General features: G+C 60.0%; 20 protein-coding genes and 1 pseudogene. 10 read left to right on the top strand and 11 right to left on the bottom strand.

The genetic code is table 11. The features are described from left to right. Positions 1-307: 307 nt before the first annotated feature. Positions 308-697 (top strand): response regulator, encoded by a 390-nt coding sequence (locus JKG68_RS01570; protein WP_202055318.1) that lies wholly within the window; start codon positions 308-310, stop codon positions 695-697. A 383-nt stretch (positions 698-1080) separates the two neighbouring features. Further along, entirely contained in the window at positions 1081-1290 is a 210-nt protein-coding gene (locus JKG68_RS01575) for a cold-shock protein (protein WP_202055319.1), read from the top strand. Positions 1291-1460: 170 nt separating this feature from the next. Here JKG68_RS01575 and JKG68_RS01580 read toward each other — a convergent pair whose 3' ends face one another. After that, entirely contained in the window at positions 1461-1736 is a 276-nt protein-coding gene (locus JKG68_RS01580; protein ID WP_202055320.1) for a response regulator, read from the bottom strand. 267 nt (positions 1737-2003) lie between these two features. Between JKG68_RS01580 and JKG68_RS01585 the strand changes: the two genes are divergently transcribed. Beyond that, positions 2004-2807, top strand: a complete 804-nt coding sequence (locus JKG68_RS01585) for a DUF72 domain-containing protein (protein WP_202055321.1) — start codon at positions 2004-2006, stop codon at positions 2805-2807. Positions 2808-2832: 25 nt separating this feature from the next. Here JKG68_RS01585 and JKG68_RS01590 read toward each other — a convergent pair whose 3' ends face one another. The 3 genes from JKG68_RS01590 to JKG68_RS01600 are packed head-to-tail and all read right to left on the bottom strand — an operon-like array spanning position 2833 to position 3745. Continuing rightward, positions 2833-3171, bottom strand: coding sequence for a response regulator (locus tag JKG68_RS01590; RefSeq protein WP_202055322.1), 339 nt, complete (start codon positions 3169-3171; stop codon positions 2833-2835). Next, on the bottom strand, positions 3168-3566 hold the full coding sequence (locus tag JKG68_RS01595) for a response regulator (protein WP_202055323.1): 399 nt from the start codon (positions 3564-3566) through the stop codon (positions 3168-3170). The genes JKG68_RS01590 and JKG68_RS01595 overlap by 4 nt, the downstream gene beginning before the upstream one ends. After that, the gene (locus JKG68_RS01600) at positions 3563-3745 is read right to left on the bottom strand and encodes a hypothetical protein (RefSeq protein WP_202055324.1); all 183 of its coding nucleotides are present in this window, start codon (positions 3743-3745) and stop codon (positions 3563-3565) included. Before JKG68_RS01600 ends, JKG68_RS01595 begins: the two co-directional genes overlap by 4 nt. Positions 3746-4039: 294 nt before the next feature. Here JKG68_RS01600 and JKG68_RS01605 point away from each other — a divergent pair. Next, positions 4040-4393: pseudogene (locus tag JKG68_RS01605) on the top strand (arsenic resistance protein); the annotation flags it as partial. Positions 4394-4545: 152 nt separating this feature from the next. On the opposite strand, the gene JKG68_RS01610 reads toward JKG68_RS01605, so the two are convergent. Beyond that, on the bottom strand, positions 4546-6069 hold the full coding sequence (locus tag JKG68_RS01610; RefSeq protein WP_202055325.1) for a CYTH and CHAD domain-containing protein: 1524 nt from the start codon (positions 6067-6069) through the stop codon (positions 4546-4548). A 25-nt stretch (positions 6070-6094) separates the two neighbouring features. Between JKG68_RS01610 and JKG68_RS01615 the strand changes: the two genes are divergently transcribed. Continuing rightward, positions 6095-6643 (top strand): NUDIX hydrolase, encoded by a 549-nt coding sequence (locus tag JKG68_RS01615; RefSeq protein WP_246515000.1) that lies wholly within the window; start codon positions 6095-6097, stop codon positions 6641-6643. A gap of 726 nt (positions 6644-7369) precedes the next feature. Here the strand turns inward: JKG68_RS01615 and JKG68_RS34465 are convergent. From JKG68_RS34465 to JKG68_RS01650, 6 genes are all read right to left on the bottom strand, one after another. Then, a complete protein-coding gene (locus JKG68_RS34465; RefSeq protein WP_202055385.1) occupies positions 7370-7597 on the bottom strand; it encodes a CorA family divalent cation transporter in 228 nt (75 codons plus the stop codon). 326 nt (positions 7598-7923) lie between these two features. Beyond that, complete coding sequence (locus JKG68_RS01630) at positions 7924-9012, bottom strand: adenylate/guanylate cyclase domain-containing protein (RefSeq protein WP_202055327.1); 1089 nt, start codon at positions 9010-9012, stop codon at positions 7924-7926. Beyond that, positions 9009-9386: a response regulator gene (locus tag JKG68_RS01635; RefSeq protein WP_202055328.1), complete on the bottom strand. Its 378-nt coding sequence runs from the start codon at positions 9384-9386 to the stop codon at positions 9009-9011. Before JKG68_RS01635 ends, JKG68_RS01630 begins: the two co-directional genes overlap by 4 nt. A gap of 10 nt (positions 9387-9396) precedes the next feature. Further along, entirely contained in the window at positions 9397-11310 is a 1914-nt protein-coding gene (locus tag JKG68_RS01640; protein ID WP_202055329.1) for an ATP-binding protein, read from the bottom strand. A 52-nt stretch (positions 11311-11362) separates the two neighbouring features. Then, positions 11363-12688, bottom strand: coding sequence for an ABC transporter substrate-binding protein (locus tag JKG68_RS01645; RefSeq protein WP_202055330.1), 1326 nt, complete (start codon positions 12686-12688; stop codon positions 11363-11365). Between the two features lie 59 nt (positions 12689-12747). After that, positions 12748-13191 (bottom strand): YybH family protein, encoded by a 444-nt coding sequence (locus tag JKG68_RS01650; protein ID WP_246515001.1) that lies wholly within the window; start codon positions 13189-13191, stop codon positions 12748-12750. A 509-nt stretch (positions 13192-13700) separates the two neighbouring features. On the opposite strand from JKG68_RS01650, the gene JKG68_RS01655 reads away from it, so the two are divergent. The 5 genes from JKG68_RS01655 to JKG68_RS01675 all read left to right on the top strand — a co-directional run bounded on the left by JKG68_RS01655 (position 13701) and on the right by JKG68_RS01675 (position 21506). Then, a complete protein-coding gene (locus JKG68_RS01655) occupies positions 13701-14819 on the top strand; it encodes a hypothetical protein (RefSeq protein ID WP_202055331.1) in 1119 nt (372 codons plus the stop codon). A gap of 2 nt (positions 14820-14821) precedes the next feature. Continuing rightward, complete coding sequence (locus JKG68_RS01660) at positions 14822-15367, top strand: c-type cytochrome (RefSeq protein WP_202055332.1); 546 nt, start codon at positions 14822-14824, stop codon at positions 15365-15367. Positions 15368-15853: 486 nt separating this feature from the next. Beyond that, positions 15854-17167, top strand: coding sequence for a 5-aminolevulinate synthase (gene hemA / locus JKG68_RS01665; RefSeq protein WP_202055387.1), 1314 nt, complete (start codon positions 15854-15856; stop codon positions 17165-17167). After that, positions 17164-18417: an efflux RND transporter periplasmic adaptor subunit gene (locus JKG68_RS01670; protein ID WP_202055333.1), complete on the top strand. Its 1254-nt coding sequence runs from the start codon at positions 17164-17166 to the stop codon at positions 18415-18417. The genes hemA and JKG68_RS01670 overlap by 4 nt, the downstream gene beginning before the upstream one ends. Further along, positions 18414-21506, top strand: coding sequence for an efflux RND transporter permease subunit (locus JKG68_RS01675; RefSeq protein ID WP_202055334.1), 3093 nt, complete (start codon positions 18414-18416; stop codon positions 21504-21506). The genes JKG68_RS01670 and JKG68_RS01675 overlap by 4 nt, the downstream gene beginning before the upstream one ends. Positions 21507-21827: the final 321 nt, after the last annotated feature.

Genomic DNA, 21827 nt, shown 5'->3' on the forward strand with positions numbered 1-21827 from the left:
GCCCGCTGCTTTTGCATTGAATGAGGGGCTGTCCCATCCGGGTTGCGCGAGCTTATCTCGTCTTTTGTTTCCGTACGGGACATTCAGGCTCTCCATGTGGGCTGATCGTGGAGAACGCCCGGGAGGCCAGTCGGTTTCTGCAGCGCATGATCTCGTTCGCTTATGGAGGCAGAGGGCCAGTTTAGGCAAATGTCGTGAAACGTGTTATGAAGAGACTTGCTGTCTGGGAAACGCCCCCCTGACTGGCCTCTTGGCGCTTCGATGATCGTCCCGCCGGGACACTTCAATACGCGCCGAGACTTCCCTTATGTCCACTGATTCACAGAGCCGCCGTCTTGTTCTCCTCGTGGAGGACGAAGCAATCATTGCCATGAACCTGCAGGCCGAATTGGAGGAAGCTGGCTACGCCGTCGTAGGTTCGTTCGACACCTGTGCAGGCGCACTGGCTTGGCTCGAGAATGAAACGCCGGATCTTGCTGTGCTCGATACAGTCCTGAAGGATGGATCCTGCAAGGCTCTTGCTGCCGAGCTCACCAAGCGCGGCGTAGGCTTCATTCTTTGGTCCGGCCATCTGCAGGACAAACAAACCCTTCAAGAGTTTGTGGATGCTGTCTGGGTGAGAAAGCCTTCCACGCATAAGACCCTTCTCAATGCGCTCGCGAGCCTCAGGATCGAGCTGCACCTGCAGGAGGCATAGGCGGGCGTGATGAATGTTCTCGTTGTCGAGGACGATACATTTATCCACGGCACCGCCACAACCGAGCCAGAGAAAGCGAGCCGTAGATCCGATAAGGAGCGTAGTAGTTCTGCCTCGGCACGGCAGAACTACAGATATGGTTCAAGGCGAACGATAGAGATGTAGCTGCAACTGAGGGCGGCTTCGACAATACTTGCTATTGATCAATAAATGACCTATATAGTTTTTATCGGATTTTGGCCGGACAATCGGGTCGTTTCGCTTTTGGTCTTTCCAGGCGCACGTTCGGACTTTCTTACCATTACATCGACGAACAGAGTCAAGGCCGCGCTTCATCGCGCCTTCGCTCACGTGCATCTGCATCAATCGCGAAAGGTTTCCCCATGATTACGGGCACTGTAAAATTCTACAACGACATGAAGGGCTTCGGCTTCATCCAGCCGAACGATGGCAGCAAAGATGTGTTTGTCCATGCCACCGCTCTTGAGCGCGCCGGCATGCGCAACCTCGTCGAAGGCCAGAAGGTTGCCTTCGATACGGCGGAGGACCGCCGCTCCGGCAAGGTTGCCGTCAACAACATCGAGAACGCATAAAGCCATTCTCTTCGGCGCAGGTTTACCTGCACCCGATCATCGAGGCCGCTCCCCTTGGGAGCGGCTTTTTGTTTGCCTTTTTGACGCTGCCACTGAGCAATCATGTGCCGGAGAACCAACTTGCTCCGCAACCACAAGATCCGCCAGCACTACCGATCCCTACTGCCACGCTAAAGTGAACTGCCACTCATCAGCGATGCCAAGCCTTCGACGAGTTCGTCCCTACGGAACTGCTTCGTGAGGCGCGGCAGGTCGGGCTCGATGCCTTCGCTTTCCGCATACCCGGAGATCACGAGGATCGGCACACTCGGCCGGAGCGTCTGAACAGCCCGAGCGAGGTCCGAGCCGGTCATGCCCGGCATCAGGTGATCGGTGACGAGAAGGTCGAACTTCGCACCGTTCTGCACCAACGCTAGACCCTCTTCGGCCGTGGCCGCTTCCAGCACATTGGAAGCATTCTCAGTTTGTTAAAGCGCCACAATACCGTGCAGTCGTCTTCAGGGCCCAGAAGGCAGCTTCGCCGGAACTCGGCGGCAATCCTGATGATTGTCGAGGACGGAATATGTTAGTTTCGGAGTGCCTGCCCAGATGGTGGATCAACCAAGCGCAAGTCCGGACGAGTTGCTGGATCAGCAGCGTGCGCCGGCAGATTTCCGGGGCTTTGTGCTCAAGGCAGAGTCCCTGGATGATATCCTCTGGCTTCAGATCTCCTGATGTCCCTGGTACCTCGGCCGAGTTCGAGCAGCACCGGCGTCAGAGTGCGGATCGGCACAGCCGCATGGAGCATCCCGAAGGAGCATGCCGCACCCTTTCCAGTGGCGGGATCCCACCTGGAGCGCTACGGCGCCGTTTTCAACGCGGTCGAGATCAACTCGTCGTTCTATCGCCCGCACCGGCCGGTCACTTACGAGCGCTGGGCAGCGTCAGTGCCTGAGGACTTTCGTTTTGCCGTGAAGATCCCGAAGACCATCACCCATGAGCGTCGCTTGAGAGACGTCACTGATATACTGGACCGGTTCCTGTCCGAGGTGAGCGGCCTTGGACCCAAGCTCGGTCCGCTGCTGGTTCAACTGCCACCGAGTTTGAGCTTCCAGTCTGGCATCGCTGACAGCTTTCTGAACGAGCTGAGGAGCCGGGCCGAGGGGAGCATTGTTTGTGAGCCCCGCCATGCTTCCTGGTTCACACCTGAGGTCGAGGCCCTGCTCGACACACTTCGGATTGCCCGCGTAGCGGCCGATCCTGCCCCTGTGGCAGGGGCTGGTGAGGCAGGCGGCTGGCGCGGCCTATCGTACTATCGCCTGCACGGCTCACCGAAGATCTACTACTCTGCCTACAGTCCAGATTATCTCGCGGGCCTCTCAGAGCGGCTCGTGAGCGACGCCACAGCAGATGTTGAGACTTGGTGCATCTTCGACAACACGACAGCATTTGCCGCGACCGGCGACGCGCTCATGACAAGAAGCCTTGTGCAGACCGGCCGCTCTAGGTCCGACGCAGGGTCTGCATCATCTCCGTGATGCGCCGCACGAGAGTGGCCCCAATTTAGGGCTTCGGTACAAAGTGACCGTGATCCGGAATCTCCGCAGGGTGCAGTTGGGCATAGCCGGATGAGATCAGCAGAAGCACATGCGGCCAACGCTGGTGGACCTGCTCGGCCAAGGCCAAGCCATCCATCGAGCCAGGCATGTTCACATCGGTAAACAGAACCTGCACCTCGCCGGCGCGCTCCTCCAGCACCCCGAGTGCTTCGTTGGCGTTCGCAGCCTCAAGGATCTGGAAACCTGCCTCATCCAACTCATCGGCAGCTGTCATGCGCACCAGCGGCTCATCGTCAACCACGAGGACCACGGGCGGAGTGGGAAATCCGTAGGATTCCATCATGCCACCGCCGGTTGCGGCTCGCGCACGGCCTTATCCGCCTGAACCAGGATGTCGAGGCCACGCCAGGGCTTCGACATGAAGGTGACGCAGTCCGGCAGATCGTCCAACCAGTCGCCTGCGGCACCGGAGGTGAGCACGACCCGGATCGTCGGCCAGAGCGTGCATGCCACTTTGGCCAATTGGACTCCGTCCATCACGCCTGCCAGCCTGACGTCGGCAAAGATCATCGCCACCTCGCCCCCGCGCTCCTGAAGGACGTCCAGCGCCGCTTCGGCGCTCTCCACCTCCACCACATTGAGATCGGCCTCCTCCAGCAGGGCAGCAGCGAGCTGACGGACATATGGATCGTCCTCCACGACCAGCGCGATGTGCAGCTCGTACTGTTGGTCGCTCATGGTCGCCCTCGAGGGCTTTCCATTCGCCTGAGGATGGCCACCAGCTTCTCCGGCACCGGTTCCTTCAACACATCCCGGTAGACTTCCGCGAAGGCTCGGGCGATCATGAAGGTAGCCACGTCCGGATGCAGTTCGTCGACACGCGGCAGGCGCACGTCGCCAGAAGCGTCGTGGGGCATAGGGTTTCTCCTTGACCTTTGTTTTCAGCCTGGCGCGACGCGTCCAGGTCGCTTGGGCCAACATACATTAACGAGGGGAATTCCCGACGTGCGGGCTGGTTTCAGCGTGGCGGCAAAAACCCTGCACCGGGGCGTCATGCCGTCAGCCCAAAGGCTAGTCATCGAATGGCTTATCGGGCTGAGACCTGCGATCTGTAAGTCCTGAGGCATGCCGAACGTATCTCGCTGCCGCTGAGTATGTATTCCTATGCATGTTCGTTGCTGACGGCATCGGTCAGGCACTCATATTCCGGGCAGCCCCTGATCATCGCCATGCTGGCAGTGCCGATCCTGATCTAAGTTTACCTTAACTCTGGCTTGGCCTACCTGCTCAACCGGATCGCGGGCGAGCAGCACTGCGTCGCGGGTCCCTCGGCTCTGATCGGCGCCAGCAATTTCTTGGAGCTCGCGGTGGCAGCAGCCATCAGCTTGTTCGGGTTCAAATCCGGCGCGGCGCTGGCGACGGTGGTCGGCGTTCTGATCGAGGTGCCAGTGATGCTATCGGTCGTGTGGATCGTGAACCGCAGTCAAGGCTGGTACGAGCGCGGTGCCGTGCGTCACAGGCTACCTGCGGCTAGTCCCAAGCGGGGAGTCCAGCCCGGTGAGTGACCTCACGAACACCGACTTCTCCGTTCTCGGCATGCCGGATTTCGGCAAGAGGAGTTGCGTCGTGAGTCTATGCGACCTCCCCGCATCCTCCTGCTCTGTCGACCCATGCGCAGGACGAGCGTGAAGGATTCCGTCAATCGGCGGGACGATTCTCAGGATCGCCAGAATGGTTCGAGAGCCGCGAGCTTCTGATAATGTGCTTTCGCATCGGCTAGCAAGCCGTCAACCCGGGACATCTGCTCCTGATGGAGTGCATCAGCGGCGGATGATGGCTCCATGTGAGACCCCACAGCAATGTCGTTGAGTTCCCCAAGCGTCTCCTGCAGCGCCTCAAGGGTGCTCAAAGCGGCCCGCTTCCTCTTCTTGGCACCACCACCTGTGAACAGGCTCTCGAAGAACTCGGATGCATAGCGAAGCTTCTTGATCTCGATCCGCACCTGGTGGCGCTCCTCGGGATCGAGCTCCATGAGGTTTCTGCCGCGCTTGATGATCTTCTTCCAGCGCCGGCTGAGTTCCTCCTCCGCCAACACCGCGATCGGCTGTTCACGACGCTTGCGAGCGGGCTTGCTCCCATCCTGCAACCAGTCCCCAGACTCGATCCAGGCAGCCGTCCCGAGGACACCGTTGATGAAGCGTGCTGACGCGATGGTTTCCTCAACCGTCCGGTAGGCTCCGTGGCGCCGCTTTCGGTACTCAGCCAGGAGGTTCTGGTAGCCTTCGTCGTTGCCGTGCTCATCCTGAGCCGGCTCAAGGACCTTGGTGATGTAGACGTCCAAGTCTCGTGCCTCACCCAGCACATTGGCCATCCACTTGAGCTCGTCCTTGATCAGGTCCCGTTTCTCATCTTCGACAACGGACTTGAACAAGGTGATAGCAGCTCGAAGGCGCCGCAGGGCAACGCGCATCTGGTGGACGGCATCAGCCTCAGGCGCGCGCCGGACGATCGCCTCGTTGGCTATCAAATGCTGCAGGCACGATGCACCGACGCGCTGAAAGGCGCCTGCGCTCGGCATCTTCCGCTTGAGCACCACCGGAGGTGCTTTGACCCGCGTGGGATGTTCGTCAGAGGCAGCCTCGAAGCCTCGCTCAGCCTTGGTCTTGAAGCTCAGGCGCAAGGGCGTTGCTGTGGATAGTGCAAGGGCAAGTTGGAACAGATCTGCCGGTGCGCCGTCCTTGAGTTCAAGTTCAAGCTCGCCAAAAGAGACCGTCCGCTCCTTTCCCTCGACCCTGCTGTCATCCGCAGCAAGCTCGATGATGGAGCTCTCGAACGACACTGTGTGGAGTGTCCGCTCTGTCAGCACCCGGAAGACGGGTTTAATTGAGCCGCTATGCTCAAGGAGCGGTTTTAGGCCGGTTTTCCCTGCGAGGTTATAATCGGGACTGTCGCTATCGACCTCCTGTTCCCACTCGTACCGAGCCAGGGCAATGCCATCAGGTGAACGGGCGGCTTTGATCGTCTGGATGCGCCGGTCCCCATTGCGTCTGACCCGGAGCGAAATCCCGGCCTGCTGCAGGGCATGATCCGGCGTATCGAAGTAGGTCGAGTGGAGTGTCTGCGCCGCTGCACCGTTGGATCGTTCTTTAAGAAGCGGATGTGCCAGTACCCTCTTGAGCTCAGAAGGAGCAACCTCCAGCTTCAGCTCGACTTCCTGAGGAGCGGTGGGTTTGGCCGGCATGGGTCATCTCAGGTTCTAGCTCTGAATGCGGAACGTCAGCCCACCAGAGCGGTTCCACCACAAGCGGGACTTTGACAGAAAGAACCAGCCAACCATGTTCTTGCAGAGCGTCATTCATCGCGTATTCGGACCCTACCAGCAGTTCGGAGCTTTGCCGTTCAGGTGGGGCCCCAACGGCTCTCTCAAAGTGATGCTCGTGACAACACGCGGCCGCAAGCGCTGGATGATCCCGAAGGGCTGGCCCATTCCTGGCCTCGAGCCGCACGAGAGTGCAGCCCGTGAGGCCTTTGAAGAAGCAGGCTTGGTTGGCTACGTGGATCCGAAAACCATAGGGTCATTCCGGTACAACAAGCGCCTTGGCCCTCGGCAAGTCAGGTGCACCGTCGAGGTTTTCCAACTCCACGTTGACCATCAGAGGGCACATTGGCTTGAGAAGGGGGAGCGGGAGACGAGATGGTTCAGTGCCAAGAAAGCAGCAAGCCTGGTGTCGGAGCCGGACCTGAAGAAAATCCTCCTTAACTTTTACCCCAGCCGCCATTCCTCGGATGAAGCCGAGATCAGGTCCACGTCTTGAGTAGTGGATTACGACCAAGACAGCTGAGGCTGAACTTTTCTGCGTCCAGTGCTCCAACTTCTCAGGACTTGTTCACGCTTCGAAAGCATTAGGGTTGGAGCCCAGAATTACGCAGATGTATTTCGCGCCGATCACAGGAACTATGTGTATGAGCATGAGAGATGAGGTCTCCCATACCGTGTCATAAAACTGTCATTGAAACTTCACTGTAACAGTTCTGTGACACCTGTTATCGACCGCAATGTTGATCTCAGGAGAAGACACCATGGCTGCGGATAAAAAGAGCACCCCTCAGGACCTGCTCGTGACCATCGAGAAGGCATAGCGACGAGGCAAGAAGCTTGAGAAGACCCTTCTTAGGATTGTCGCTCAAAGCGAGCCTAGCTCTGAGGTGGAAAGCCTTCTTAAGTCTGTTCAACAGGGCCTGAAGATCTTGAAGAAAGAGGCCAAGAAGGTCCAGCACCCACTCGCTTCGAACACGAAGAAGGTGCCAGCTCAGCGCAAACCTGCGCCGGTAGCGAAGACTCAGACAGAGAATTCCTCAGTACCTGTCAGACCTTCCCGTAAGACGAAATCTTCCAAGGCTGATGTATCATCTGGCAAAGAAGCACCCCTGCCTGACACCGGCAGATAGCATCTCTCGCCCAGAACAGGAGTGGAGATGTGGACGCGCGCCTCACGAAACCTGATGCTTCTATGTAGCCCTGAAGGCTGCATCAAGATGGATTATGGCGTCTGATCGCCCCTGCCTTTATCAGCAACATGCATACAAACAACGATGACATCAGACTTCCTAGGAGGCCGCACCCGAAGCCATTTTCGGCACAGACCGGTTACAAGTGTAGGCGGAACGAGGAGGGCAGTGAGAACCGACAAGATAAGCAGCTGACTGTTGGTTTGGGATGCGATTTTGAGATTAATCTCATCCTGGAGCAAGCGGGCGCGATCCCCCATCAATCAGGCGTTCGCCGAACCGAAATAGGCGCACGCTCTGTTGGAGTGCTACATTACACATCAGCAGCAAAGGTTGCGGTGGCGCCAACTATAGCCACCCAAGCAAGCTTTCTCTTGATCTTACAGAAACATAGGGCGCCCGTAGTGGTTCACGTTCTAAAGGATCCCCTGCCCTTCCAAACATCCGCCTTCCGCTCCATCCATGACCCATGCCTTAGGTCCGGGAAGGGCCAAGAGCTGACCTTTACCGGAGCCCATCTCATAGCGCCTGCCCTCCTTTCATATGGTTGAAACAGATGCATGAATGACGCCCCGGAGTCTCTCGTTCAGGCAGTCCCCTGGCTCCCGATCGGTTCGACTGGAATGGTGTGGAGGGGACTTAGACGGTGGCAGCGGAAGACTGGCACGGCGCCTTTGCCTCGCAACGGGATCATTCCAAGCGGTTCCGCATCGGCTCGTTCCTTGATCAGGCTCCAGGCCTGCTCGCTCAGGTGGACGTAGCCGCTCTGACCAACCGTAACGAGCCGCGACGCAACGTTCACGGTGTCCCCCCAGAGATCGAAGCTAAACTTACTCCTGCCAACAACCCCAGCAATCACGGGCCCAAAGTGCAGGCCGCATCGGAGCTCCCAACCGGCTGGTCCGGTGCGGGCTGCCTGTATCATGTCAAACGCGCAGGAGAGCCCAGACATGACCGGGTCTGAATGCGGTAGCAAAAGATTGCCGGTGGCAAGAAACGCGTCGCCAACCGTCTTGATCTTCTCCATGCCATAGCGGGCGGTGAGCCCTTCGAACTCCTCGACCAAATGCTGCAGGTGCCGGATCACGGTCTCTGGAGGATGTTGGTCGCAGTAGGCAGTGAAGCCGGAGATATCGCAGAACAGCACAGCAACCTCTGGGTACCGGCGCGGCTCCACTCTGCCCGTGGCCTCCAGCTCGGCCACCGCTGGGCTTGGAAGGATTGCATGCAGTAGTTCATTGAGCCGTCCTCGCTGGTGTTCGATCTGGGCCAAGTTGGCCCTTTCCTGATCGCGGAGGTGCTTCTTCTCCAGGCATGCTCTGATCCTAGCCCGGAGCAACACCTTGTTGAAGGGTTTTGGCAGGTAGTCTTCCGCCCCGAGCTCGATGCAGTGAACCACACGTTCGAGGTCGCTTGCAGCGGAGATCATGATGACAGGAATGTGCCTCAGGAGCTGATCCTCTCTGATCGCGGTCAGGACTGCGATGCCGTCCAATCCTGGCATCATGACGTCAAGGAGGACGAGGTCGAACGGGCTTCGGGAAAGCAGCGTGAGCGCATCCTGGCCGTTGCTTGCCGTCGTGACGTTTGCGTAGCCCTCCCGCATGAGGCGTTGGACTAGCGTGAACTGGTTGTTGTCATCGTCATCAACAACGAGGATGGCGGCATCGTTCATGGCCTGTCCTGTGTCGGGAGCAGCGCCCTGATTTTTGCCAGGAGCCTCGCCCATTCTACCGGCTTGACGTCATACTCATCGCACCCCGCCTCGAGCGCCTGTGTCCTGTCGTTCGACATGGCATGGGCGGACAGCGCGATTACAGGGATATGTCTCGTGGCACCATCGGACTTGAGCCGGCGGGAGGCCTCCCACCCGTCCATGATGGGCAGGCCCAGATCCATCAGGATCAAATCTGGGCGCTCGGCTTTCGCGACTTCAACACCGCTCGCGCCGTCTCGTGCAATCAGCACGTCAAAGCCGTGCCGCCTGAGGCGGTTCTGCAACATGTAGATGTTGTCATCATTGTCTTCCACGTACAGAATGCGCGCCATGTCCCGCCCCTTAGGCTGCCTCTGCCTGGACGGGCGCATCCACCGGCAGTCGGATTGTGAACTCGGATCCTTTCCCTTTCTCGCTCGTCGCCTCGATCTCGCCCCCCATAAGCGTGACCAGACGTCTGCTGATGGCGAGACCCAGGCCTGTGCCACCGTACTTCCGGTGCTTTGCAGCCCCCGCTTGATGAAACTCCTGGAAAAGGCGCGGCAGCTGATCCGCATCAATCCCCATGCCGGTGTCGCGCACCCGGAGCTCGACCTGTTGTCCCTCTCGCCTCGCAAAGAGGGTCACCTCTCCGTTTTCGGTGAACTTGCAGGCGTTCGAGAGAAGGTTGAGAAGAACCTGCCGTAGACGCATTGGGTCGAGCACCGCCCGACCAAGATCCATCTGGACGTCTAGCCTGAGCTGGTTAGCGTGCTTCTCCGCCAAGGGCTTAGCGGTATCGACCACGTCGTCCAGCAGTGGACCAAGGTCTATATTCTCGGGCTGAAGCTCAAGCTTGCCAGCCTCGATCTTCGCAAGGTCGAGGACCTCGTTGATCAACTGAAGGAGGAGCTTACCTGCCCGCAACACGCGCCCGAGCGGCTCGTCGAGGTGCTTGTCGCCGTCAACCTCCGCGTCCTCCTTCAGCATCTCGGTTATTCCAATGATCGCGTTGAGCGGGGTACGCAGCTCATGACTCATGCTAGCGAGAAAGTCGGACTTAGCCCGGCTGGCCGTCTCGGCGAGCTCCTTGGCCGCCCGTAGCTCGCTTTCGACTTGCTTGAGGTCGGTGAGATCGAAGTAAGTGAGCATCCGCCCTCCGTCCGGAAGCGCCACCACCTCGTATTGCAGCACGCGTCCATCTGGACGATGCCATTCTCTTGGAGGCACGTCGGCGGCCTGGATCTCATTGAGCCTTCGCTCGATGTAGGATGGCCACTGCTCATCTGTTACGCCATGCAGGCCAGTGGACCGGAGCGCCCCCAGCAGGTCCTCGATCCCAACATGCGGGCGTAGCACATCTCGAGGAACACTCCAGAGGTCGCGGAAGGCGCGATTGAACATCCGCACCCGGAGGTTCGGGTCGAGGATCAACACCCCGTAGTCGATGGTATCGAGCACGACCTGGCGCTCGCGTAAGCTCTGCTCTTCGATCTCGACAGCCGTGTCACGAAAGATCGACAGTGCCTTGGCCATCGCGGCGATCTCGTCTTTGCCATTGGAGTCCGGCAGGGGAGTCCGCAGGTTACCTGCAGCGATTGCCAACATGCTGCGGCTCAGGGCGAGCAAACGACCGGCGAGATGCCGGTCAGCGTAGAGCCATGCGAATGCCAGAAGGAAGAGAACAGCCGAGCCGCCGATGACGATCCCAGCAATGACAGGCCTATCATGGATGGATCTCTCATGATCAACGGCCTCCTGCAGTTCGCGTCGAAGCTCCACGGTCATCGAGTTGAGTGCTCCCTCGAGGGCGAGGAGCGCTCGGTCCGCGTAAATGGCACCCTGGATGAGGCTGTTGATGTCTCCCTTAGCGAGCGTGGCGAGTTCCTCCGAGCGGGCATAATCTTTGCGCGCCTGGTCGAGGGCGGCACGGAGGGCTTGGAACTGTTGCGGGTCGACCTCCCGAGCGGCGCTTGCGTTCGTGACTGCGCCAACCGCGCGGTCCAGCCTGTCCCACAGTTCCTGCCGCGTCGAGCGGCTGTCCAAGGACGTTGCTTGGCCGGCGACAGCTCCCGATGGTAGTTTCCTGACCTCCTGTCGCAGCTTGCCAACAAGATCCAGCGCGTCAAAGTCCGCCTCGATTGCCTCGTGAGCCGATGCGATGAAACTTGCAGCGCTCTGAAGTTCCCGGACGAAGTGATTGACTGCTATCACCTGGACGACCAGCAGGCCAATTGGCACCGACATAGCCAGAAGAATCTTGTTACGGATACGCATACGGGACCTTTCTACCGGTCGATCAGCGCCGTCTCCTATCACCACAGCGTCGTCACAAGTGTCCACGCTCGCGCCAACTGTTGAAGATCGCGCGCTCCTCACCGTCCGCCCCATCGAGCGCCTGCTCCGGAGTCAACCGACCGGTAGCGACGTCTGCAAACATCTTCGAGACAATTCCCCGCGCGTAGATCTCGCTGACGGCCGGGTTCGTGTATCCGGGATGGCCGACGTTCGTGGTCCAGGACGCAACATCCTTCATGAGCCCGTACTTCGCCGCGATGCCGTTGCCGGCGGCTCCGGTCAATCCTTCGAGGTCGGGTACCGTCGCGGGATAGCACGGCATGTTCTGGAAACCACTTGCGAGGAAGGCAGCATTCGACTGGCCAACATAATCGATCAGGAACTGCTTGGCGCCTTCAGGGTTCTCGGCGAACTTCCAGATCGAATAGGTGTAGAACCCGAAGGAGCCGAGCCGAGACGCTGGTCCGGCCGGCATTGCAGCCAGCCTCAGGTCACCGGCAAAATCCAGCTTCATCGACTCGGCCGCCCTGGGGATCGACAGGCTGTCAACCGTGAGGCAGCCCTCGCCGGTGAGCATGAAGCGGTTGTTCGAGGCTCCGTCCCACCCGAGCACGTCCGGGATCATCGCCTGCTCGAAGAGGTTTTTCACGTATCGTAGCGTGTCCAGGGTCGCCTGAGACTTCAGCGTAGGCCTACCGTCTGCATCCTGTTCCGACGCGCCGAAGGAATACATGATCGAGCGCAATGTCTGTTCACAGTTATGTTCCGGAGCCAGGCTAAAGACCGCGGGTTTTCCGTCGAGCAGTTTGATCCGTCTCGCTCCCGTCAGCACGTCATCCCAAGTGTTCGGAACTGCTTGTGCCTTGGCCCACAGGTCACTCCGGTAGGTGATGAGCGCTGGCTGGTAGGCGGCAGCGAAACCGGAGTAGGTTTTGGTTTTTGGGTTGAAGTGCGCCCGGAGTGCGAATTCCGTAGGCTTGCCGTAGCGCCTCGAACACTCCTCAAAGATCTCGCGATGATCGATGAGGTGGTCCGCGAGGACGGCATGCGGCGTGACGAACTGGATTAAGTCATGTCCCCGTTGAGCTTGGATTTCGGACACCGCGCGAGGGGTTAAGTCAGCAAAGCCAACATTGTCGACTATGACGTCCACGTCATTAGTCTCCCCCCACTTCCGAGCAAAGGTTTCATTGAACCAAGGATCGTAGGCAGGAACAAAATGCCGCCACTGCATGATCCTGAGCGTCTTCCTCTGCGCACGCGCCCGTTTCGGAGCAAGGCTGACGCCCGTTGCGGCGAGCGCTGCACCTGACCCTGCCAGCATCCCACGCCTTGTGATCGTGCCTCCAACCCTCATGCGGCTATCCTCCGATATCTAGACCGTCGCACTTCCCGGGGAAGGCGACGGCAATTGGATCAGTTGAAGGTATGCAGCTTGAGCTTTAGCGAGCCGTCCGGCTGCCGTTCGAATACATGGGTGGCGATGCCACTGAACCGGGTCGGCTTCCCGGCAGCATCCTTACCAGTAGCGGACCATTTAGCCGCGGCAATCACGATTTTATCGTCCCCCGCGGTCCTGATCAGGTCAAGGGCGTGATCGGTGATCCCGCCAGCGAAGAGACCGGAGTAGAATTTCTCGACACCGCTGGGACCTTGAACAATATCGTGGGTGGCAGGCAAAAAAGATGCGTCGCCAGTGTAGAATGCTGCCACCGCCTCAGCGTCGCCTTTGTTGAAAGCAGCATCCCAGGCTAAATAGGCTGCTCTTACTTGGTCATCGAGTGGGCCGGCCCCAGCCGCTGAGGGTATCGCGATCAAGGCTGCCGCCAGGAAATGCCTCATAACGCTCGGTGCAGACATTCCGTCCTCCCGTCAGATGGGCCGAGCACAGGGTCATGCACAAACCCCAGGACGCGCCGGGCACATGTGGCAACGAAGCTGCGCCTTTGGCGAGAATGTGTCAATCCTCCCGCAGTTGTGACGGTGTTCGACGCGAAACGCTGTCGAGCTCTGGTCTGGACGGCGGTTCCGCCGGCATCCCATCACCCCATTAAGGTGGAGGTGCATTTAGTCTTGCCTTGCAGGTTTATGTGTAAGGCTGCTTTGTGTCAGACGGAAAAAATTCGCATACTTTGCGAAATGTCCGTTTACGCGAGGATCGCTGCCCTTTGGCTGCCGCATCTAGTCCAGCATAGTGGATAGGTGCCTTGCTTCGCTGGCTGACTTTCGCGGCAAATAAAAAGCTCTCCGAAGGGCCAATACTGAAGAGTTTTAGGAACACGGCACCAACGTGCGTAGGATCACCGCGGCGCCACGAGAACAGGCGTATCCGTCGGCATGCGTTCATCCTCGAAGAGGGAAGACGTTGCATGGCCCAGGTGATTGCCACCGCACCGAGGCTGAGATCTGGCCGGAGCCATCGCCCGGCCGCCGTTGAGGCGATGCTGGTCCTGACCTTTGGAATGCTCATGGGGGCCCCAGCTATCCCACAGCCAGCAACCGCAACTCCGCCGCCGACGCTGCAGGAGACCGGCCTCTATGCCGATTTCGGCACCTTGCAGATCGATCCCACACATCTCGCCTTTGCCCCGCAATACCCGCTCTGGAGCGACGGGGCCGCCAAGCGCCGATGGATCTCGCTTCCGCCTCGCACAGCGATTGACGCATCCGATCCGGACTCCTGGGTCTTTCCGGTGGGCACACGCTTCTGGAAGGAGTTCTCCTTCAACGGCCAGAAGGTTGAAACGCGCTACCTTGAACGCCGAGCTGACGGCCAATGGCTCTATGCCGCGTATTCCTGGAGCGCCGATGGCCGCGAGGCGCACCTGGTCTCGCCACGTGGAAAGCGCGGCGCGTATACACTCGCGGGCGGGCGCTCGCATACAATTCCGGGCATCAGCGACTGCAAGGCATGCCATCAGGGAGGCCGATCCGAGGTTCTGGGGTTCAGCACTCTTCAATTATCGCCGGAGCGGGATCCCGGCGCGCCGAACGCCGAGCTTCGACCTGAACCGGACATCGATCTTCGCTCCCTCGTCGACAAGGGTCTTCTTGCCGGCCTGCCCAAAACCCTGCTGGACTCGCCCCCTCGGATTATGGCTGCATCGGCGACGGAGCGGGCCGCCCTGGGCTACATGCATGGCAATTGCGGCCATTGCCACAACGACCATGGCTCGCTACGAAACATTGGGCTGTTCCTGCGACAAGGCGTGGAAGCCGCGGGTCAGCCTGCGATTGCCAGCACCGTTGGGCATCCGGTCAAGAAGCCAGCCCCCGGGCAGTCGCGTGATGCGGTGCTGCGCGTTGAGCCGGGGCATCCGGAGCGGAGCGGCTTGATGCAAAGGGTCTCCTCCCGATATGCCGCCTTACAGATGCCGCCGCTTGGAACTGAGCTGGTCGACGATGAGGCGGTAGCCCTGCTTTACCGCTGGATCGCGGAGACGCAGGACCAGCGCCAACAAGCCAACCTCGCGCCAAAAGGAGAATAGCCATGCCCCGCACCCTGCCTCTGCTAGTGACGACTGCCTTGCTGGTGCCGAGCACCGTTCCGGCCCAGGACAGCGCCGCAAGCGCGCAGGTGAAGCGCGGCGAGTATCTGGTGTCGATAGCAGGCTGCCACGATTGCCACACGCCCTGGGTCATGGGATCCGACGGGCCCGAGCCCGACTTGAAGCGGGCTCTGTCGGGTCACCCACAGGATCTCACCATTACGGCGCCGGCCAGCGTCTCCCCACCCTGGAGCGGTGCCATGACGCCTACCTCGACAGGATGGTCGGGTCCTTGGGGCGTGAGCTTTTCGGCCAATCTCACACCGGATCCGGAGACCGGTGTGCTGAGCGATTTCACCGAGCAGCAGTTCATCCAGACTATACGCACGGGCCGGCATCAAGGCCAGGGTCGGCAGATCCTGCCGCCGATGCCGTGGCCGGCCTACTCAAAAATGACCGACGACGACCTGAAAGCCGTCTTCGCCTACCTCCGTCAGATCCCTCCCGTGAAGAACAAAGTGCCCGATCCGCTACCGCCGAAGCAGTAATCTCAAAGCGAGGGATCAGGTGCTTCTTAAGCGCAGCTTAGTATGGTCGCGCTCACCGCGCGAATTTTGAACTTCGTCTTGTGGCAGTCTGAGTCATGATCGAACCTTCGGCAGCTTTATGAGTGAAGCGCCCTCACATTCGTTTTCTGTTACTAAGAAACATGACTGGCGCAAGTGACTGCTGAGACGTTGTGCAAGCCTACAGCTCCTCCCCTGCAGCGACCTCGATCAGACCTAAGTCGCCTCGGACCTCGGACCTCAGTCCAAGTTGCACGCTTTGCCGGCTCATTCACACTGAGACGGTGATGACTTCAAGCTGAAGTCAAGAGCCAGCAGAGGGCGCAGGGGGCTGCAATGGTCATGGAGAGGCGCTGCCACAGCGATGCGCAGTTCCCACGCTGCTGGGCAAAGCTTACGGAAACCTATGAGGTGGACGGCAGGTGTGAGACAGCTGCGGCATTGCTGACCCGCTATCCCGCGCCGCTAATGGGCGCAAGGCCCGCGCCTCCACCGATCTGGAAGGTTCCTCCGGCTACGAATTACACAAGTTATTTCGATGCCGCCATTGCGCGGCTGAAGGCTGAGCGGCGCTATCGCTCTTTCGTTGACCTCGAACGTCTGGCCGGGCGTTATCCCAAGGCAATCTGGCACTCCCCGAACGGTCCGCGCCCCATTACGGTCTGGTGCTCCAATGATTATCTCGGCATGGGCCAGCATCCCTCCGTCGTCGAGGCGATGATGAGTGCGGCTCTCCGGCATGGAACGGGAGCCGGCGGCACGCGCAACATTTCCGGCAACAGCCATCCCCTCGTCGAACTGGAGCGTGAGCTTGCCGACCTGCACCACAAGGAAGCGGCACTGGTCTTCACCTCAGGCTATGTCTCGAACCAGACCGGCATCGCGACGCTCGCCCGGCTGATCCCGAACTGCCTGATCCTCTCGGATGCGCTGAACCACAACTCCATGATCGAGGGCGTGCGCCAATCCGGCTGCGACAAGGCGATCTTCCGCCACAACGATCTCGAGCACTTGGAGGAGTTGCTCCAGGCGGCAGGCGACCGGCCCAAGCTCATTGTGTTCGAGAGCATTTACTCCATGGACGGCGATGTGGCGCCCATCCGCCAGATCTGCGACCTGGCCGAGCGCTACGGCGCCATGACCTATATCGACGAGGTCCATGCGGTAGGCATGTACGGCTCCCGCGGAGCAGGTCTCGCGGAACGCCTTGGCGTGATGCACCGGATCGACGTGATCGAGGGCACGCTCGGCAAAGCCTTCGGTGTCATGGGCGGCTACATTGCAGCTGCTGCTTCGGTCATCGATGCCGTGCGCAGCTATGCGCCGGGCTTCATCTTCAGCACGGCTCTGCCCCCGAGCGTGGCGGCCGCAGCAACAGCGTCCGTCCGCCATCTCAAGGTTTCGCGATCTGAGCGTCAGGGGCAGCAATGCCAGGTCGCTCAGCTCAAGGATGCCCTGATCCGCGCCGACCTGCCCCTGCTGGCAACCCCAACTCATATCGTGCCGGTGATGGTGGGTGATGCGGAGGCTTGCAAGGCGGCCTCCGACCACCTGCTGGAGAAGCACGGCATCTATATCCAGCCGATCAACTACCCCACCGTGCCCCGCGGCACGGAGCGCCTGCGCATCACTCCGGGCCCTCTACATACCGAAGCTCATATTGCGGCATTGACGCAAGCTCTCGTCGAGACGTGGAAGGCACTCGATCTGCCCTTCAGCGGATTGGTGCTCGAACCGCAGGAGCGCATGCAGACGTTGTGGACGATGGAGCGTAGCCAATGATCCGCGGCGCTTTTCTCCTGCTCATGGTCGTGTGCGCAGGAGGGCTCTGGTATGTGTTATCAGGAGCGGAGGGACAGGCCGCAGCTCGGACCTCGGCTATCAAGCTGCTGGGGCCTTCAAGTACAGCTCCCAATCCTACAGCGCCGGTTCAGATCTCCCCATCGCAGAACATCCAGCCACCGGTCGCCGTGATCACCGTCCCGGTCCATGCAAGGGCAATGCCGATCACCCGGACCAGCATCGGCTGGATCGAGCCGACGGCACGCGTCATTGTGCGGACCCGCATCGACGGCACCATCGTCGAGCGGCATGTCCGTGACGGTGCTGAGGTCGCAGCCGGTGACCTTCTGTTCCGCCTCGACGATCGCGAGCTCCAGGCGCAGATTGCCCGCGGGGAGGCAGCCCTTGTCCGCGACCGAGCCGTGCTGGCCAAAGCGCAGGCTGCGCTCAAGCGAACCCAGGAGTTGTTGGCCCGATCCGTCTCCACTCAAGCCCAGGCCGAAGAGGCCGAGGCCGAGGTCAGGATTGCCGCGGCCAACGTTGCGGCAAGCGAGGCGGCACTCGCCATGGAACGGGCCAAGCTGGGGCACACCAGGATTACGGCGCCGATCAGCGGACGTGCCGGCGTCGTTCAGGGTGACGTAGGTCATGTCGTGCGTGGATCCGACCTCTCCGGGGATGGACTGGTCACCATTACACGCATGTCACCCTTGCAGGTCTCGTTCTCCCTGCCGGAGCGCGATCTTCCGTTGCTGCGCGCGGCTTTTGCCGATCCCAAGGACAAGGGCCGCGCCCGCGTTCTCGCCGGCCAAGATGTTCAAATGTCAGCGGAGGCGGACCTGACATTCATCGATTCGTCGGTTGACGTCAGTTCAGGCACAATCCTGGCGAAGGCTGTCTTGAATGCCAGCAATGGATTATGGCCGGGGCAATATGTTCGCATTGATCTGACGCTCGGCACATATCCAGAGGCGGCGACCGTGCCGCTCGTCGCGCTGCAGGCGGGCGGCGGCGGCTCCTATGTCTACGTTGTTGGACCAGGGGACATCGTCGAGATGCGCCCGGTTGAGCCCCTCGACACCAGGAATGACGAGGCCGTAATCGCCAAAGGGCTCAATCCCGGCGAGCGCGTGGTAGTCGAAGGTTACGCGCGGCTGCGGGAGGGCAGTTCAATAATCGAGGCAGCTTTGGCTCCTAAGCCGCTGGCGCAGAGTTCCCGCACGGCGGAAGTCGGACCCGTGCGCCGATGAATGCTTCGGCCCCCTTCATCAGACGGCCTGTCGCTACACTCCTGCTGACCGCAGCCCTGACGCTTGCGGGGCTCATGGCATACCGGCATCTTCCTGTCGCCGCCCTACCCCAGATAGACAGTCCTACTATTTCCGTCATGACCGTGCTGCCAGGTGCGAGTCCTGAGACCATGGCGACTACCGTATCGATGCCACTGATAAAGGAGTTCTCGACTATCCCATCCGTTCGGGAGATCAGCACGACCAACGTTCCCGGCGCGTCCTCGATCACTCTGGAGTTTGCACTTGAGCGCGACATCGATATGGCGGCGACAGATGTCCAAGCCGCCATCGCACGCGCACAGCCGCAGCTGCCGGTTGAGATGGAGAGCCCGCCTGTTTACCGCAAACTCAACCCGGCAGACGCCCCAGTCGTGCTGATCGTCCTGAGAAGCGACACATACCCCCTATGGCGGCTCGATGCGTTCGTCCGGACCGTGATCTCACCGCGTCTGTCTGCAATTGCCGGCGTCGCCCAGGTCACAATTTCAGGCAGTCAGAAGTATGCTGTGCGCATTCAGCTTGATCCACTGACTCTGGCAGCACGCGGCATCGGCATGGACGAGGTGGAGCGCGCCGTCCGAGCGGCCAACGCTCATATGCCCATCGGATCTCTCACGAAATCGGACCAGCGGCTCAACCTTGAGGTCATAACACAGCTTGGTGACGCGCAAGCCTGGCGCGATCTCATCATTGCGAACCGTAATGGTCGGCCTCTTCGCCTTGGAGACGTCGCCAAAGTGATCGACTCCGTTGAGGACAATCAGCGCGCCAGCAGGCACGATGGCTCACCTGCGCTTGTCTTGGCGGTGCAGCGCCAGCCTAATGCAAGCACAATAGACGTGGTGGATCAGGTTCGAGAAGCCCTGCCTCGCATCCAGGAGGAGCTGGGGGCTGGCGTATCCCTCACCACGATGAACGATCGGTCTGTTTCGATTCGCACGGCCATCAGGGATGTCACATTCACCTTGGTGCTCACCATCGGCCTTGTCTGTGCCATCCTTTTCCTCGGCATCGGCCGACTTGCCACGACCATGATCTCAAGCGTCACCATTCCGGTTTCGGTTGCGGCCACCTTTGCGGCCATGTACGCACTCGGGTTGTCCCTGGACAACATCACCCTGCTGGCCCTGCCCCTGTCAGTCGGTCTCGTGGTCGATGACGCCATCGTGGTGACCGACAACATCGTACGTCATATCGAAGCTGGAGCCTCGCCCCACGCGGCAGCCCTGATGGGAGCGAAGGAGGTGGGCTTCACTGTCATATCGATCACCGCATCACTCGTCGCGGCATTCATTCCGCTGCTGCTGATGGATGGGGTGGTCGGACGCATCCTCAACCCGTTCGCCATTACGGTCTCGATTTCACTGGCGATCTCCGCTCTGGTATCCTTAAGCCTCACGCCGATGCTCGCTGCCCGCCTGCTCGATAATAGGCGGCAGGAATCCGGCTGCCGCAACATGGCGGATCGCGCGATGTCAGGGCTGACACGCTGTTATGGCGTATGCCTCGACTTGAGCCTGCGCTGTCGCCCTCTGGTGCTGATCCTGTTTCTCATCAGCCTTGTCGCCTCCGGCTGGCTGTTCCGAACCATTCCAAAGGGTTTCCTGCCGCAGGAGGATATCGGGCAGATCATGGTCTCGACCCGTGCGCGCCAGGATGTGTCCTTCTCGGCCATGGTCGAGTTGCAGCGTCAGGTCGAGCAGGTGCTGCGCGCCTCTCCACATGTGGCCGAGGTGGTTTCAGACATCGGCGCGACAGGTACCACAAGTCTCAACGAGGGGCGGCTGTTCGTGGAGATGAGAGCCAAGGACGAGCGGCCGCCACTTGCCCAGGTGCTGACGGATCTGCGCCGTCAGCTGGATCAACTGCCCGGCATCGAGAGCCTTGTCACGACGGCCCAGAATGCCCGAATGGGAGGCCAGTCTGGCAGGAGCGCGTACCAGTTTACAATGCAGGCCCAGACGATTGCCGAACTGCAGCACTGGTCGGCGCGGCTGGCTCGTAGGATGAGCCAGGATGCCATGTTCACCAGCGTCAGGAGCGATGCTCAGGAGACTGCCCTGCAGGCCATGATCCGCATCGACCAGGACAAGGCCCGCCAGCTTGGGATCACGTCCGAGCAGATCCGTTCGACACTGCACACCGGGTTCGCTAATCGGCAGGCGGCAGTGATCCATGGCGGCGCAGATAGTTATCAGGTTCTGATCGAGCTTGATCCTCGCTTCGCGCAAACTATGGAGCCGCTCGACCTCATGGCCGTACGATCGGCAAGCGGCAGCCTAGTTCCACTCTCGTCTTTCGCCTCGATGGAGCGAACGGCGGGCCCGCGCTCCATCGCCCAGCTTGGGCAGCGGCCAGTCGTGACGATTTCCTTCGATACGCCTGTGGGAAATGCGCTTGGTGAAGCCGTCAATCGGGTCAATGCCCTCAAACTCGAAGAAGGCGTCCCTGCGACCGTGACGACGGGCTTTTCAGGAACAGCTCGCGTCTTCCAGGATATGGTGCGCAATCAGCCGCTGCTGCTCGCGGCAGCGATCCTGACGATCTACATCGTCCTTGGCATGCTGTACGAGAGCCTTGTGCATCCGGTCACGATCCTGGCAGGACTGCCGGCCGCCGCCATCGGGGCGGTTGCCGCCCTCCACCTCTACCAGATGGAATTGAGTATCATGGGGTTGATCGGTGTCCTGTTGCTGTTCGGGATCGTCAAGAAGAACGCCATCATGATGATCGACCTGGCTATCGTCCGTCAGCGCGAAGGCCTCTCACCGTCCGCTGCGATCCGGGAGGCTTGCCTGGTCCGCTTTCGTCCGATCATGATGACCACCGCCGTGGCTCTGGCCGGCGCTGTTCCCATTGCCCTTGGCCAGGGCGCCGGATCCGAGCTGCGTCAGCCGCTTGGGGTTGTGGTGATCGGTGGTCTGATCGGCTCGCAGTTGCTCACCCTCTTTATCACGCCTGTCCTGTATGTTTACCTGGAGAGGCTCTCCGGGGTGGGCCGGCGACTGTTACAGGTAAACCCCTGCCAACCTTCCTCGCCTCGTTGATCTCGCCGCGCCTGCCCTGTTTCGAGATCCTCGTCCCAAGAGCCTGCCGAGGACCAGGCTATCGATCGACAGTGCCAAAGGCGGGTAGTTCGCGCCACAAAATCGAGCATCGAGACTTGGCCTTACGGACGCGAGTACCTGAGCGGAAAATTTAAATTCGGTTAATTGAGTCCGACTTTAGTAGCATCTTTGCTATGCTTCTAACGCATGGATAAACCACATAAAACAAGTTGATAGGCGCGCAGAACATAATACATAAGTCGTATCGCAATGCATAAGACATGGGGCTGATCGCGATGTTAATTGCTATTTTGAAGAGCT

The sequence above is a fragment of the Microvirga aerilata genome, from assembly GCF_016743775.1.
In the GTDB taxonomy this organism is placed as follows: domain Bacteria; phylum Pseudomonadota; class Alphaproteobacteria; order Rhizobiales; family Beijerinckiaceae; genus Microvirga; species Microvirga aerilata.